The 14,562-nt window shown below is 43.0% G+C and carries 13 protein-coding genes; 6 read left to right on the top strand and 7 right to left on the bottom strand.

All coding sequences use genetic code 11. The features are described 5' to 3' along the window. Nucleotides 1-111: 111 nt before the first annotated feature. The gene (gene thrA / locus EOD41_RS17430; protein WP_127707322.1) at nucleotides 112-2,562 is read right to left on the bottom strand and encodes a bifunctional aspartate kinase/homoserine dehydrogenase I; all 2,451 of its coding nucleotides are present in this window, start codon (nucleotides 2,560-2,562) and stop codon (nucleotides 112-114) included. 233 nt (nucleotides 2,563-2,795) lie between these two features. Then, complete coding sequence (locus tag EOD41_RS17425) at nucleotides 2,796-3,584, bottom strand: carbon-nitrogen hydrolase family protein (RefSeq protein WP_127707320.1); 789 nt, start codon at nucleotides 3,582-3,584, stop codon at nucleotides 2,796-2,798. A gap of 107 nt (nucleotides 3,585-3,691) precedes the next feature. On the opposite strand from EOD41_RS17425, the gene rsgA reads away from it, so the two are divergent. The 4 genes from rsgA to EOD41_RS17405 all read left to right on the top strand — a co-directional run bounded on the left by rsgA (nucleotide 3,692) and on the right by EOD41_RS17405 (nucleotide 6,552). After that, nucleotides 3,692-4,612: a ribosome small subunit-dependent GTPase A gene (gene rsgA, locus EOD41_RS17420; RefSeq protein ID WP_127707318.1), complete on the top strand. Its 921-nt coding sequence runs from the start codon at nucleotides 3,692-3,694 to the stop codon at nucleotides 4,610-4,612. 216 nt (nucleotides 4,613-4,828) lie between these two features. Next, the gene (gene dtd / locus EOD41_RS17415; RefSeq protein ID WP_127707316.1) at nucleotides 4,829-5,281 is read left to right on the top strand and encodes a D-aminoacyl-tRNA deacylase; all 453 of its coding nucleotides are present in this window, start codon (nucleotides 4,829-4,831) and stop codon (nucleotides 5,279-5,281) included. A gap of 74 nt (nucleotides 5,282-5,355) precedes the next feature. Next, a complete protein-coding gene (locus tag EOD41_RS17410) occupies nucleotides 5,356-5,685 on the top strand; it encodes a nucleotide pyrophosphohydrolase (protein WP_127707314.1) in 330 nt (109 codons plus the stop codon). 3 nt (nucleotides 5,686-5,688) lie between these two features. Further along, entirely contained in the window at nucleotides 5,689-6,552 is an 864-nt protein-coding gene (locus tag EOD41_RS17405; protein WP_127707312.1) for a DUF4349 domain-containing protein, read from the top strand. 111 nt (nucleotides 6,553-6,663) lie between these two features. Here EOD41_RS17405 and EOD41_RS17400 read toward each other — a convergent pair whose 3' ends face one another. From EOD41_RS17400 to EOD41_RS17385, 4 genes are all read right to left on the bottom strand, one after another. Continuing rightward, complete coding sequence (locus EOD41_RS17400; RefSeq protein ID WP_127707310.1) at nucleotides 6,664-7,449, bottom strand: 2-phosphosulfolactate phosphatase; 786 nt, start codon at nucleotides 7,447-7,449, stop codon at nucleotides 6,664-6,666. Nucleotides 7,450-7,491: 42 nt separating this feature from the next. After that, complete coding sequence (gene gcvT, locus EOD41_RS17395; RefSeq protein WP_127707308.1) at nucleotides 7,492-8,574, bottom strand: glycine cleavage system aminomethyltransferase GcvT; 1,083 nt, start codon at nucleotides 8,572-8,574, stop codon at nucleotides 7,492-7,494. A gap of 33 nt (nucleotides 8,575-8,607) precedes the next feature. Beyond that, nucleotides 8,608-9,822 carry a glycosyltransferase family 4 protein gene (locus EOD41_RS17390; protein WP_127707305.1) on the bottom strand — a complete coding sequence of 405 codons (1,215 nt, stop codon included), beginning with the start codon at nucleotides 9,820-9,822 and terminating at the stop codon, nucleotides 8,608-8,610. 70 nt (nucleotides 9,823-9,892) lie between these two features. Then, nucleotides 9,893-10,510 carry a ribonuclease HII gene (locus EOD41_RS17385; protein WP_127707303.1) on the bottom strand — a complete coding sequence of 206 codons (618 nt, stop codon included), beginning with the start codon at nucleotides 10,508-10,510 and terminating at the stop codon, nucleotides 9,893-9,895. A gap of 171 nt (nucleotides 10,511-10,681) precedes the next feature. On the opposite strand from EOD41_RS17385, the gene EOD41_RS17380 reads away from it, so the two are divergent. Continuing rightward, nucleotides 10,682-11,053, top strand: a complete 372-nt coding sequence (locus tag EOD41_RS17380; RefSeq protein ID WP_127707301.1) for a response regulator — start codon at nucleotides 10,682-10,684, stop codon at nucleotides 11,051-11,053. Between the two features lie 6 nt (nucleotides 11,054-11,059). On the opposite strand, the gene EOD41_RS17375 is transcribed toward EOD41_RS17380, so the two are convergent. Further along, a complete protein-coding gene (locus EOD41_RS17375; protein WP_127707299.1) occupies nucleotides 11,060-14,041 on the bottom strand; it encodes an outer membrane beta-barrel protein in 2,982 nt (993 codons plus the stop codon). A 244-nt stretch (nucleotides 14,042-14,285) separates the two neighbouring features. On the opposite strand from EOD41_RS17375, the gene EOD41_RS17370 reads away from it, so the two are divergent. Then, entirely contained in the window at nucleotides 14,286-14,555 is a 270-nt protein-coding gene (locus tag EOD41_RS17370; protein WP_127707297.1) for a hypothetical protein, read from the top strand. Nucleotides 14,556-14,562 lie beyond the last annotated feature (7 nt).

Here is a 14,562-nt window from a genome sequence, read left to right as displayed (position 1 = left end):
TAAATATAACTCTATTAACCAGTCCCTTCATTAACACACCCCTGCCCCTCTCGAGAGGGGAGCCCTGATGCGCTGCACGTTTTGTTCCCCCTTCAGGTGTTAGGGGGCTTTCTAATTAGCACCTACGTTTATCAAATCCGCAAATACTCCGGCGGCAGTTACTTCGGCGCCTGCTCCGGGGCCTTTTACTACCAGCGGACGTTCTTTATACCTGTCGGTAGTAAATGATATAATGTTATCGCTTCCCGAAAGAGTAAAGAACGGGTGGTTTTCATCAACCATTTGCAGGGTAATGTTGGCCTTACCACCTTCAAGTTTGCCTATGTAGCGTAGTACCTTACCTTCCGATTTAGCTTTGTTTTTCAGCCCGGCGAAGTAAGCATCTTCAGCTTTCAGCGAAGCATAAAAATCCTCAACTGTTGCCGCTTCGAGTGATGCTTTCGGCAGGATGCTTTCTATTTCCACATCCGAGGCTTCAAGGCTTAACCCTGCGTCGCGGGCAAGTATCAGTATCTTGCGCATAAAGTCGGTACCTCGTAAATCATCGCGTGGATCGGGTTCGGTATAGCCTTTTTCCTGTGCCATTTTTACCACATCATGGAAGTTGGCGTCACCCTTAAACTGGTTAAAGATGAAGGAAATGGTGCCCGAAAGTATGGCCTCTATCTTCTGCACGCGGTCGCCGCTGTTCATCAGGTCTTTCAGTGTACGAATGATTGGCAGGCCGGCGCCAACGTTGGTTTCATAAAAGAAATCAACACCATGTTTACGCGCCGAATCCTTGAATGATTTATAACGCTCGTACGAACCTGAGTTGCCTATTTTGTTGCAGGTAACCACAGATATGGCCGAGTCAAAAACCTCTTTGTAATACTCAATTGGCGTTGGGCTGGCGGTATTGTCAACAAACACGCAGTTAGGCAGGTTCATATCTTTCATGGTGTCGATAAAGGTACGCAGGTCGGCTTTTTCCTCCGATTGTTCAAGCGTATCCTGCCAGTTGTCAAGCGATATGCCATCGGTATCAAACACCATTTTGCGGGTATTACTTATGCCGACGATCTTTACCTGTATGCCATTTTCTTCACGCAAAAACCCGGCATGACCGCAAAGTTGCTTAAACAAAGTTTTACCGATATTACCTGTACCCAAACAAAAGGCATGCAACGTTTTGTACAAATCGACAAAGAATGCGTCGTGCACGGCGTTCAATGCTTTTGCCAGGTCGTACTCACTGATGATAACCGATATATTATATTCTGACGAACCTTGTGCTATTGCTCTCACATTTACACCGTTACGGCCAAGCGCATGAAACAATTTGCCCGATACACCCGGTGTTTGTTTCATATTCTCACCAACTACGGCAAGTATGGCCAGGTTTTCCTCTATAACAATAGGGTCGAGCTTGTTGGCCAGTAATTCCAGTTCAAACTCTTGTTCGATAATTTTCTTTGCACGGTCGGCATCATCCGGCTGTACGGCGAAAGTGATGCTGTGTTCAGACGAGGACTGAGTAATTAATATTACGTTGATCTGCTCACGGGCCAACAGTGAAAACAGCCTGCCGCTAAAGCCCGACTTGCCCACCATGCCGCTGCCAACAAGGTTAATTATACTGATGTTGTTGATTGACGAGATGCCTTTTATAGCCAGGTTTGAGGCTCTGCATTCGTGCTGAATTATGGTGCCTTTAAATTCAGGCTCAAAAGTATTTTTGATGCTGATAGGTATCTTCTTTAAAAACGCCGGTATCATGGTTGGCGGATATATCACCTTCGCGCCAAAGTATGATAGCTCCATGGCCTCCGTGTAAGTAAGCTCGTCCAACGGGAAGGCTTTTTTAACCATGCGCGGGTCGGCGGTCATCATACCGTTAACGTCTGTCCAAATTTGTATTTCGCCGGCGTTAAGCGCCGCTCCGAATATTGCAGCGGTATAATCGCTGCCGCCACGGCCCAGGGTAGTTATCTGATTATCATCGTTACTGGCGATAAAGCCGGTAACAAAAAGGACTTTATCGTTGCTGCTTTGATACAGGTTACGTATCAGTATATCGCTTAGTTCGGTATTTACTTTCGCCTGCCCGAAAGCACTGTCGGTTTTAACCACTTCGCTGGCATCAACAAACAAGGCGCTGCCAAAATGCTGGGCAGCTATTTTGCTTACCATCAGGGTTGAGCAACGTTCGCCGAAACTTAATATCAGGTCTCGGGTTTTAAGGGTAAGTTCACGCAGGGTAAGTACCCCCTGCAACAACTCTTCCAACTGGTTGAAATGAATTTTAAGGCGGGTGAATGCCGGGTTACGATTTTGCACGTCGAGCAATGCCTCAACAACGTCGAAATGGCGTTTTTGAAGTTCGGCAAGGTGAGCGGTAAACTCGTTGCCTTTAGCGGCTTCTTCAGCCATTTTTATAAGCAGGTTGGTTACCCCGCTCATGGCCGATAGTACAACAACCGGCTTCTCGCCGCCATCAACCTCTGCTTTTACAATTTCAAGCAAAGTTTTTATGCTGTTAACCGAACCTACAGAAGTGCCGCCAAATTTTAAAACTTTCATTATCAGTATAAATTAAAAAAAACGCCTTCCTCTTTGTGGAGGAAGGCGGTCAGTTGGTTTCTATATTTTTACACCATACGATTATCTTCCTCCGAAATATACCCCGGTGGTAATAATAGTCGTAATAATAGTGGTGTTGTTAATCATTTAATATACATCGCCCTAAAGGACGCCGCAAATAAAACAGTTAATTTTTAAATTACCAAACGCGATTATGCTTTATTTCAATTATTTTAAATGTAAAGCTGTGGTTTGAACCTTTTTGCAAGATACCCGGTAGCTTTTTGCAAATCAATATCAACAACCAAAACACCCGGTTGCCCGTAAGGCTGGTGCGCCACAAGCGTACCATCAGGTGCTATAATCGATGTTGCCGACTCAGGGTACCGCGTGGCGTTATTTACGCTGGCAAAGTAGATAGTGTTTTCAAGCGCCCGCATCATCATGGCTTTTTCGTAATAAGGGTTCTGCATGTTGCCCCACTCGGTAAGTTTCGTGCCTTCGGTATCATTGCCGCCAAAATGCGGATGAAAAACCACATGTGCACCCTCACGCGCCGCCCAGCGTACCGATTCGGGGTAGCGGAAACCTTCATGGCATATGGTGATGCCGAATTTCAATCCGTTTACTTCAAACAATTGGCGCTTGGTGCCAGGTATCCAAATATCATCCTCACTTGGGTCGAGCTGGTTTTTGGTTTGGTAGCCCAATATTTCGCCTCCGGCAGATATTACATACGCCAGGTTAAGTACACCTTCGGGCGTGTACCAGTCCATCGGCACAATTATGGCGATGTTGTTTTGCGCGGCTATTTCACAAACCTTTTGCAGGGCGGCTTCCATGTTTTCGGGTGAGCTCTTTTCAGGCTCGAAACCGGGCATAGGGTAACCGGGCAGGTACGTCTCCGGGAAACAAATTATTACGGCCTGTTGGGCGGCAGCTTCCTTTGTTAAAGTTTCGAGATGAAAAAGCCCATCGGCGATGTTTTTCGGGTAGGGTGGCGAAGCTAAGGCGATCTTCATTTGCTTTATGTTAAAGCTCTTAAAATAGCGAAACATTATGCCGAAGCCAAGGGTTAATGTTTTTTTATTTCAGGCCAAATGCAATTTCATACCTTTACAGCCTTATTATGCAGGGGTTAGTTACAAAATCGACAGGAAGCTGGTACCAGGTGGTGACGCCTGAAGGTGAGCGGTACGACTGCCGTATAAAAGGCAAGTTCCGTATAAAAGGGCTTACCACTACTAACCCGGTTGCTGTGGGCGACGTGGTTGATTTTGAAATGGAACCTGAACAGGGTACCGCGGTAATTACCAACCTGCATCCGCGTAAAAACTATATTATCCGAAAATCCATTAACCTGTCGAAACAAGCACAAATTATCGCGGCTAACCTCGACCAAGCTATATTGGTGGTGACGTTGGCTTCGCCAAGGACGTCGCTTGGCTTTATCGATCGCTTCCTGGTTACTGCCGAAGCCTATGATATTCCCGCACGACTGGTATTTAATAAGCTCGACCTGTTTAGCGACGAAGGGCTGGAAGTTTTACAGGCTTATAAAGATATTTACGAAAACATTGGTTACCCATGCCACGAGGTTTCAGCCCTTGAGGGTACAAATATTGATGATATTAAAGCTTTACTGAAAGATAAAGTGACGCTGTTCTCCGGCCATTCGGGTGTAGGTAAATCAAGCCTTATCAACCGTCTGCTGCCTGATCTTGATTTACGCACGCATGAAATATCTGAGTGGAGCGACAAAGGTATGCACACCACCACCTTTGCCGAAATGTTCGACCTACCCGGCGGCGGTTTTATTATTGATACCCCCGGCATCCGCGAATTGGGCATCATCGACATAGAGAAACAGGAACTTGGCCATTTCTTCCCCGAAATGCGTGAGCGCATGCATAATTGCCGATTTAACAACTGCCGTCACATAAATGAACCCGGCTGCGCTGTATTGGAAGCGCTTGAAGAAGGTGTGATTGAGCCATCGCGCTATGATAGCTATCTGAGTATTTATAATGGGAATGATACGAGAGCGTAACCCCCAAAGGGGGGAACAAATTCACATATTTTTTATAAAAACATGTCATATCGACGAGGTACAAGGAGATATTCTTCTGATACATGCAAGCTGACTCATCGCTTTCAGAAGATTTCTCTCTACGTGCGAAATGACATACGCTTTTTGAATATTTTATATTGCAAATCCTGTCTTAATTCCTGATTCTTGTCTCCTGACTCTAACAACAATAAAAACATGCGTGCAGTATTACAACGAGTTACCGAAGCCGCCTGTCGGGTTGATGGCAATATAACCGGCGAAATCGGCAACGGTTTTTTGGCTCTGCTTGGCATTGAGGATGCCGACACTACCGACGATCTGCAATGGCTGGCGCAAAAAATTGTGAACATGCGTGTATTCGGCGATGAGAATGGGTTGATGAACAAAGCCCTTTCTGATATTGATGGGAACATCCTGCTGATATCACAATTCACCCTCTTCGCCCAAACAAAAAAAGGCAACCGCCCATCGTTTATACGTGCCGCGCGTCCTGATAAGGCTATTCCGCTTTACGAGCAGATGATAGTCACGCTTGAAACTTTAACGGGTAAGAAAATAGCTACAGGCATTTTTGGCGCCGACATGAAAGTAAGTTTGGTGAACGACGGGCCGGTTACCATTATAATAGATAGTAAAAACAAGGAGTAACTCTTACGTAGCAGCAGATACATTTATCTTAGTTATCATCATTAGTGGCTACTACAACTTTTTTAATATAATTTATGGAAATCAAGCAAGCCCAGCATCTTGTAGATGAATGGATAAAAACAACCGGCATCAGATATTTTAATGAACTGACTAACACCGCCATTTTAATGGAAGAGGTTGGCGAAGTGGCCCGCATTATGGCAAGGCAGTATGGCGAGCAGTCGTTCAAAAAATCAGATACCGAAGTAAACTTGGCCGATGAAATGGCCGATGTACTTTTTGTGCTGATATGCCTGGCTAATCAAACGGGTATTGATCTGTCTGAAGCGCTGGTTAAAAATCTTGAAAAGAAAAGCATCCGCGATGCCGACAGGCACCGGAACAATGAGAAATTAAAACCATAGATTATGAAAAGATTATTGTTTGTTGCTGCATTGTTTGTTTTGACTGCTTGCGGCCAAAAAGCTGATAAAGAGCAGGTAGCGGCAATTACATTAGCCAAACCCCAGGCTAACGGTTATGGCGGCGACCCCAATGCTGACATCAGTAATGATGAACAGGTTGGCAATGCAAATAAACTAATGCCTGCGCCCCCGGAACAGCGTGCGGAAGTTGAAAAGAAGATCATTAAAGAAGGTGACATTAGTTTTGAAACAGGTAATGTTGCTGATACCCGTAAGCAACTTTTAGCGTCATTAAAGAAATTGGGCGGTTACGTTACCGAAGATAACGAGTACCTGAATGGCGATGATAATCGCAAGCAATATGTTCTAAATGTTAAAATACCCGCCAAAAACTTTGATACTTTTTTAGGTACTGTATCAGAAAGCGCTACAAAGATTGACAGCAAGAACATTAGGGTGACAGATATCACCACTCAATATATTGATGTAAAAACCCGCCTCCACAATAAAAAGGCGCTTGAACAACGTTACCTGAGCCTGCTGCAAAAGGCTGGCAAAATGAGTGATGTACTGGAAATAGAGGCCAAGCTAACAGAAATACGTAGCGATATTGAATCGACACAAGGGCAGTTGAACTATATGGATAAGCAGGTGGCATATAGCTCGCTTTCCATCACCTTTTACACTAAACAAGTTGAGCAGGCTGATACCGGTAATACTTTCGGCTATAAATTTAAGCATGCATTAGAAAACGGTTTGCTGCTAATGCAGAGCTTTTTCTTTGGGTTTATTGCATGGTGGCCGGTGTGGGTAGTACTTATAGTTGCAATAGTTGTTATCAGGAATAGGAGAAAAAGAAAAGAGTAATAACAAATTAAAGTGTCATTTCGACTGTAAGGAGAAATCTTTTAAAAGCAGGGATATGCATGGTAGAAGATTTCTCCTTGTACCTCGTCGAAATGACAATGTTTAATTGTATTACACTTCCATCTTCACCAGCCTGTCACCATCAAGTACAGGGATCGAAGTTGCAATATCCACATTCAGGCAAAAAGCAATGTCTTCTTCTATACCCAATTGCTTTAGTCTTTCACTGTGCGAGGTTTTTTTTAGGTAGCCGGTAAGGTCATCTTTAGCAAGCTGATATAAGTCGTTAGCCGCAATGGCAGGGTCGTCAGTTTTATATTGCCTTTCTTTAAGCTGTTCTACCACAGCACCGGCAAACAAGGTATCTTCCAGGTTGAAATTGTTCTTCCATCCGGCGCATACCAGCAGGATATTCTCATCCTGTGTTTTTAGCCAGTTGCAAAGTGTAGTAATGTTAAGGAAAGACCCAATAACAATCCTTTTAGCTTTTATAGAGAGGTGCAGGGCATGCGTACCATTTGTGGTGGTAAGTACCACGGTTTTGCCTGCCACTTTTTCTTTTGTATATGAGAATGGTGAATTGCCAAAATCAAATCCGGAAACTACGGCGCCGTCACGCTCGGCAGCAAGCAAATAGTTAAAGCCTTTTTCGCGGTATGCAGCACACTCTTCAACCTGTGCTACCGGAATTATGGCTTCAGCACCGTTTTCAATGCCATAACAGATTGATGAGGTGGCGCGAAAAATATCTATTACCACCACTATATAATCTTCAACCTTATATAATGGCAGCAAAGCCGGGGTAAGGCAAACTTCAAGCCCTTTGCTCCCTAAACCCTCCCAGCCCCCTAAAGGGGAAGTTTCTGTATGGCCTGAATTACTATCTTTATTTATCATAGTGCTAACACCTGTCCACTGCTTCAGGGGATAAAGTGGGGCTTAATTTTTATAAAAAGGTGGCTTTACAATTTTTGCCTTTACCTTATTATCGCGTATTTTAATGAAAATTTCGGTATCTTCCTTAGCAAAATCTTTGTTTACGTAGCCTAAGCCAATAGCCTTTTGCAAAGATGGCGACTGCGTGCCTGATGTTACTTTGCCAATGGTGTTACCTTCGGCATCAACAATTTCATAATGCTGACGAGGTATACCACGCTCAATCATTTCAAAGCCAACCAGTTTTTTTGTTATGCCTTCCTGCTTTTGCTGTTGCAAAGCTGTTGAGTTGGTAAACTCTTTGCTGAATTTAGTCACCCAGCCAAGCCCGGCTTCCAGCGGTGAAGTTTTGTCATCAATATCATTACCGTACAGGCAAAAACCCATTTCCAAACGCAAGGTATCACGTGCGCCTAAGCCAATTGGTTTTATACCCAAAGGTTCACCTGCTTTAAAAATGGCGTTCCAAATAGCTTCAGCGTTGGCATTGTCAAAGTATATCTCAAAACCGCCCGCGCCGGTATAACCTGTAGCCGATACCAGTACATTATCAATTCCCGCAAAAGTACCTTTTTTAAACGTGTAGTATTCCATTGATGCAAGGTCGAGATCTGTAAGGCTTTGCAGCGCTTCCGCGGCTTTAGGCCCCTGCACGGCCAGCAGTGAGGTGCGGTCTGATATATCTTTCATATCAACACCTTCAGTATTGTATTTTGATATCCAGTTCCAGTCTTTTTCAATGTTCGAGGCATTAACCACCAACATGTAGGTTTTCTCGTCAATACGGTAAACTAACAGATCATCAACTATACCGCCGTCCTCATTCGGAAGGCATGAGTACTGCACTTTGCCATCGTATAATTTAGAAGCATCGTTGCTGGTAACACGCTGTATAAGGTCGAGCGCCTTATCGCCTTTCAATATAAATTCGCCCATATGGCTTACGTCAAACACGCCAACGCTTTTGCGTACGGTATCATGTTCGGCGTTTATGCCGGCGTATTGTACAGGCATCTTATATCCGGCAAAAGGCACCATTTTAGCGCCTAATTTTATATGCACATCAGTTAATGCGGTAGTCTTCATCTCAGCAGTTAATATGCTGCGAAGGTACGAAAATTAAAGTGGATTGGAGTTACCCAGCAGCCGGTTATAGTAGTTAACCATTTTGTTGGTCACGGCCTCAAAGTTATGATGTTCTTCAACTAAACTACGCGCATTTTGGCCTATTGAGCGGCAATAATGTTCGTCTGAAATGCAACGTTGTATGGCATCGTAAAACTCCTGTTTTGTATTGGCTATAATGATATTTTCGCCATGGGTATAATTTATGCCTTCAGCGCCCAGCGACGTGGAAATGATACACTTCTGCATGGCCATGCCCTCCACTATTTTAACACGCATCCCCCCGCCCGACATAAGCGGCACCAGCATAACGGCTTTGTTGTTCATAAACTCAAGCACGTCATCTACCTCGCCTTGTATAAATATTTTGCCGGGTGTTTCATATTCATCAAACTGTTCAGGTATGTCGTTTCCGGCCAGGTAAAACTTCGCACGCAAATCTCCTGAAGTAAGTTCGCTATGAAAGCTTTCGATAAACCATTCCATGCCTTCGCGGTTAGGCATCCATCCAAGCGAACCCAGGAAAAACAGGCTTGGAAATTCTGTTTTGCTATAATCAGGCTGATATTTGGTGAGGTCGACGCATATCGGCATAACCAGTACCGGGGTTTTAATGTGATGAGCGCGGATTGTTTCCTCATCCTGGTGGGTAAAGGTAATTATACCATTAAAGCCATTGAGTGTATGCAGTTCGCATTTTTTTATACGACGGGCAAGCATACCCAGGTAAATCTTTTTTATCGGATCGGATTTTTGCTGCGCCAGCCGGGCCCATACCTGGTGCTCAATATTATGCGCCCGGTATACAATCTTCGCGGCGGTGTTTTTACGCACTGCCTGAAGATAAGGCGTTACAAACAGTCCTTCAAACTGTATGATATCAAAGTTGCCTTTTTTTACATGTTTTATCAGTACACGTTCAACGTTCTCGGCGTAATATCTGTCAATTATATGTGCTGTTTTGCTAAAAATGTTCCGAACTGCATCCCATATGCTTACTGAGATATCAATGCTGTATGGGCGGTAAGTTATTTTTTCGAGAATAGGGTCACTTTCTGATATACGGTCTGTTTTCCTTTTTTCATCAAGCGATATCAGCGTTACTTCATGTCCGAGCGCGACAAGACCTTTTATGGTATTGTATACCACAATTGGGTACCCGCCGTTTTGGGGGAACAACGCACGGTGAGACAACAGAAGTATTTTCAACTTAATATAGGTTTACAAGCAAAAATACTTTTTGTAGGCGCACAAAGCAAGACTCCCCGCAAAGAAGACTTTATGCTGATAAAGCCTCTGAAAAATCAATAACAGTTTGTGGATTTGTAACCTTAAAACTAAGGCGGTGGTAAGGCGTATGCCCAAGCTCTAAAACTTTATTGCGGTGTTTGATTGTCGGATAACCTTTGTTGCTATGCCATTCATATTCCGGGTGCTCGACGGCGATTTGTTTCATGTAATCGTCGCGGTAAGTTTTAGCCAATATTGATGCCGCGGCAATGCTATAATATTTTCCGTCGCCTTCAACAATACACTGATGCGGGGTATCATTGTATTTATTGAAACGGTTACCATCGATAATTAAAAACTGGGGCTTTATACTCAACTGGTTGATAGCCCGGTGCATAGCCAGGAACGAGGCGTTCAAGATATTAATTTCGTCAATCTCTCTATTACAGCATGAGGCAACAGCCCAGGCAAGCGCATGTTGCTTTATTTCGTCGCGCAGTTGGTAGCGTACCTCTTCGGCAAGTTGTTTAGAATCATTAAGCAGGGGGTGTTTAAAATCGTGTGGTAAAATTACAGCGGCGGCAAATACAGGGCCTGCAAGACAGCCACGACCGGCCTCGTCACATCCGGCTTCCGTAAATTCATACTGAAATCTCGCTGCTAACATGTATCTTTACCCTCTCCTGCTGAATTTAAACTCAAAGATGCTATTTATACGGAAATATCTGAAAAGATAATTTTCCACAGATAAAACAAACTGCATTTTTAGTGTTAAAAACTAAAGTGTGCATTACTTTTATATTTTTGTTTTTTAAGCTGGTAATTCCCCTTGTTATACATGAGCGAAACGGAAAAAAAGAAGGTTATTATTTTTGATGACGACGACGACATCTTGTCAATATGTACTTACATCCTTGAAGATCATGGATGGCAAGTGTACACATATGATAACTGTAATGACGTAACCGGAAAGGTAGCTAACATTATGCCAGATGTTATCCTGATGGATAACTGGATACCCGATACTGGGGGCATTGAGGCTACACAAGCACTTAAAGCTGATGCCAACCTCAAATCCATACCGGTGGTATACTTCTCAGCAAACAGCGATATCCAGTCTCTTGCGGAAACAGCCGGAGCTGAAAGCTATATAGCTAAGCCATTCGATATAAACGATCTTGAACGCGTTATAAACGCCGCTGTTAAATAATCCCGTTTACATCATGCCCGGTCCGCCCGGAGGAGGGCCACCCGGTCCGCCTTGACCACCAGGACCATTCGGAGCAACGTTATCTCTGTTGCGTCCGCGGTTTTGATTAGGCGAACTACCGGCAAATTTCTGCAGCCTTAAACTGAAAGTAAGCAGAAAGTAACGGCTAAGCCTGTTCACATTACTTTGCGTTGTGGTTATGCCATTATCAGTTGAGGTAAAGCCACGGTTTTGATTAAGCAGATCGACACCTTGAACACGTATGGTAGCCATATTATTTTTCAGGAAACGGCGCTCTACATATACATTCAAAATATTAGGATTAGTTACAGGTACATTATAGCCATAGTTTACCTGCCTTGTGAAATCGTAGCTTAATGTCCAGTCTTTCCAAAAATAATTTTTGCCGTTTACACCCAAGCTTAGTGTGCGGGCATTGGTGTTTTGATTTACCAGCGCGCTTGTATTTCCGTTTATTGAACTTACCGTTTTATTGATTGCATAGCTGGTATTTACTTCAGCGTCAACAATATCGGTGATATTTACCCTGAAGCGTACGCCGGGCGTAAACACCAGGTTTTTAGCAATGCTTTTCTGGAAATCAGTAGCTACGTTATTGCTGTCAATTGATCGTGAAAAACCTATGTTATTGTTGTATGATATATTACCGTTAAGGAATAAAGTGTATTTACGCTCGGCCCATGGTTTTGAAAACACAGCAAACGCCGAAGCATTATAAAAACCTCCTGTATTAGTATAAGTAGTAAGATTAGTATTTTGCAGATTTTTCAATGACGGATCGGCAGCCAACGCAGCCTCGCTAAAATTTGTTGGGTAAGTAGTGGTTTGCGATACTATCCTATCGCTATATTGGTTAAACTCTAAACGGCTGAAAAATACATTTCCCGTTTCAAAACTGAAATTGTTATACCTAAGTGAGAAGTTGTTTTGAAACTCGGGCTTTAAGTTCGGGTTACCCAGTGTAGGATATAACGCGTTTGAAAAATCGTATACCGGCTGCAGCTGATTAAATGATGGCTGGCTGTTGTTACCGCTGTAATTAAAGTTTAATGATTTATTGCGGGTAAAGTTGTAAACCAATCGAGCTGTAGGTATTACGTTGAAAGTATTCCTTACCGTTTGCGGGGCGTTTATTGAATTGCCCTTTAAGGTACCGGGTTGCACACCAATACCTAACGTGTAGTTAAAGTTTGATTCTACAAAACGATAATTAAGTCCTACACGGTTTGTAGTGAAAGTATAGTTGTAGCTGTTACTTAAAAAATCATAACGGTCAAAAGCATTGGTTACCAGATTCAACGTATCCGTTGATTTATCTGCAGATGTGTAAGAATGATTAAACGCATAGTTTAACTCAAGAAATGACACCTTGCTTAACGGCTCAAGATATGAGAGGTTGGTAGCCCACGTATTGGTGCGGCTATCAGTATTTATTTGCTGATTAAGCGGTGAGGTAGGCACGCCCTGGGTGTACACATAAATAGGGTTTTCATACTGATCATTCTTAGCTGTGTTATAACTCACATTAAAGCTCAGGTTACGCCCGCGGCTGTTAAATCTATGGTTGTATAAAGCATTTATACCAAAGTTTGGCGTTTCGCTGTTACTTACTGAATTTAAAGTATAAGCAAGGTTTGTCGCGTCTCCCCTTGTAGCTAAAGTACTCTCATCATTTGTACTGTTGTTGCGTGAATATGAAAATGTAGGAGTGATTTTAAAGTAATTCACCGTATCCGGCCGCCACTCAACATTGAAGTTTAAACGGTGATTTATCGGATCGCTGATTTGCCGGGTATTGGATGTGGTTGTTTGCGGCACTTCAAACCTTGCAAGCGAGTATTCGTTAGTTTCGGTAAACGTACGGTTGTTGTTAAAACTATAACTGCCATATACTGATAACTTACCCCCGGCCCATTCATCCCTGAAGTTTACACCCAATGATTTTGCATTGGTGATGCCATTGGTAGCAGTTGTTTGTCCGCCGCCCGAGCCGCCGCCGCCTCTGAAAGCACGCCCGCCACCGCCGCCGCCACCACGATTGCCGCCGCCGCCAAAATTACCACCGAAACCACCAAATGAAGGCGAGCTGAAACTGAACGTATTCAGGTTGGTATTATTTAAATTTCCTAATACAGATATCTGCTGGTTACCGTTAAAATTGAAAAAGTTTAACATGCCTAAATACCTATTCTCATTATTTATACCGGGGTCGTTTGGCAATGCATCGGTTCCATCACCGGCTGTGGCTTGTAATGAGTAACCGTAGTTACGATCTTTACGAATGTTGATGTTCAATATTTTGTTTGGCTCACCGGTTTTAACTCCGGTAAGATTTGCCTGATCGCCGTAATCATCGACTATCTGTATGCTTTCAACTATATCAGCAGGAAGGTTTTTAGTAGCGGTTTGCAGGTCTCCGCCAAAAAAGTCTTTGCCATTCAGCCTAACGCGGGTCACTTGTTTGCCTTGGGCGGTAACGTTACCGTCTTTATCCACATCTATACCCGGCATTTTTTTAATGGCATCTTCAATAGGCGCATTATCACGCACTTTATAGGCGCTTACCTTGTATTCTACAGTATCTTCTTTAAGCTGTACCGGGTTTGGTGCACCGGTAATGGTAACCTGGTTAAGCAAATTTCTTTGCAATTGCAAAACTATAGGATCAAGAACTATAGGCTCTGTACCGGCATCAAATGAATAATGCTTTATCAGTGTTTGAAACCCAATTGATGAAATGGTTAAAGTAATTTTCGTACCCTTAACTGATGAAAAAACAAATTTTCCGTCTACGTCAGCAGCGGTTATTGAGCTGTCGCCTTGTGTCGAAGTAAGCTTTATGCTTGCCCCAGGTATGGATAGTTTAGTCGAATCAATAACTGTACCGCGAACTTCACGGCCTGTTTGCGCTAATGCAAAGTTTGTTAGTAAATATGTAAGAGTCAGCGTTAATAGTAATCTTTTCATTATTAATACTTTCACATTATCAATTGTTATCCATCAAGACACCAATTGGCTGCAAATGTTTAACTATTAAATGTTAAAAAGTGATTAAGAATATGATTGTTACATATCCTTAATAGCATTGTTACAATATTGATGTGCGTTTGGGATTTTGTAAAATGCACATCTGTTGATAATAAATATTTAAAACACTGCAACAATCAGGTAATCAGGTGCGTTTAAGTTAAAGTTAAAACATCATTAACCTATGGCTAACTTAAAATTATCCCTGCACACACGTGTGCACAACTGGATTAACACGGTGGGATTCAGGCTTAACACCTCGCAAACGAGTAAGGACAACGTAACCACCAATCATTACTTTTTTGAAACATTCAATTTCTTTGAAAAGGAAAAGAATAACGACCATTCTACCTCAAAGTTTTTATGTTTCGATACTTATGGGGAAAAAGTTCCGGTACGGTCATTGCTTGATCTGCAAACTGCTTTTTTTGATAACATCAGTCAATTGAAGTAACATCGAT

The sequence above is a fragment of the Mucilaginibacter limnophilus genome, from assembly GCF_004005815.1.
Classification (GTDB): Bacteria; Bacteroidota; Bacteroidia; order Sphingobacteriales; family Sphingobacteriaceae; genus Mucilaginibacter; species Mucilaginibacter limnophilus.
This window is presented reverse-complemented; position numbering and strand designations above follow the sequence as displayed.

Coding starts and splice junctions, on each gene's coding strand:
- rsgA (WP_127707318.1), top strand. CDS start 3,692: ATGCAGGGGTTAGTTACAAAATCGACAGGAAGCTGGTACCAGGTGGTG.
- EOD41_RS17425 (WP_127707320.1), bottom strand. CDS start 3,584: ATGAAGATCGCCTTAGCTTCGCCACCCTACCCGAAAAACATCGCCGAT.
- EOD41_RS17410 (WP_127707314.1), top strand. CDS start 5,356: ATGGAAATCAAGCAAGCCCAGCATCTTGTAGATGAATGGATAAAAACA.
- EOD41_RS17375 (WP_127707299.1), bottom strand. CDS start 14,041: ATGAAAAGATTACTATTAACGCTGACTCTTACATATTTACTAACAAAC.
- EOD41_RS17405 (WP_127707312.1), top strand. CDS start 5,689: ATGAAAAGATTATTGTTTGTTGCTGCATTGTTTGTTTTGACTGCTTGC.
- EOD41_RS17400 (WP_127707310.1), bottom strand. CDS start 7,449: ATGATAAATAAAGATAGTAATTCAGGCCATACAGAAACTTCCCCTTTA.
- EOD41_RS17380 (WP_127707301.1), top strand. CDS start 10,682: ATGAGCGAAACGGAAAAAAAGAAGGTTATTATTTTTGATGACGACGAC.
- thrA (WP_127707322.1), bottom strand. CDS start 2,562: ATGAAAGTTTTAAAATTTGGCGGCACTTCTGTAGGTTCGGTTAACAGC.
- EOD41_RS17385 (WP_127707303.1), bottom strand. CDS start 10,510: ATGTTAGCAGCGAGATTTCAGTATGAATTTACGGAAGCCGGATGTGAC.
- gcvT (WP_127707308.1), bottom strand. CDS start 8,574: ATGAAGACTACCGCATTAACTGATGTGCATATAAAATTAGGCGCTAAA.
- dtd (WP_127707316.1), top strand. CDS start 4,829: ATGCGTGCAGTATTACAACGAGTTACCGAAGCCGCCTGTCGGGTTGAT.
- EOD41_RS17370 (WP_127707297.1), top strand. CDS start 14,286: ATGGCTAACTTAAAATTATCCCTGCACACACGTGTGCACAACTGGATT.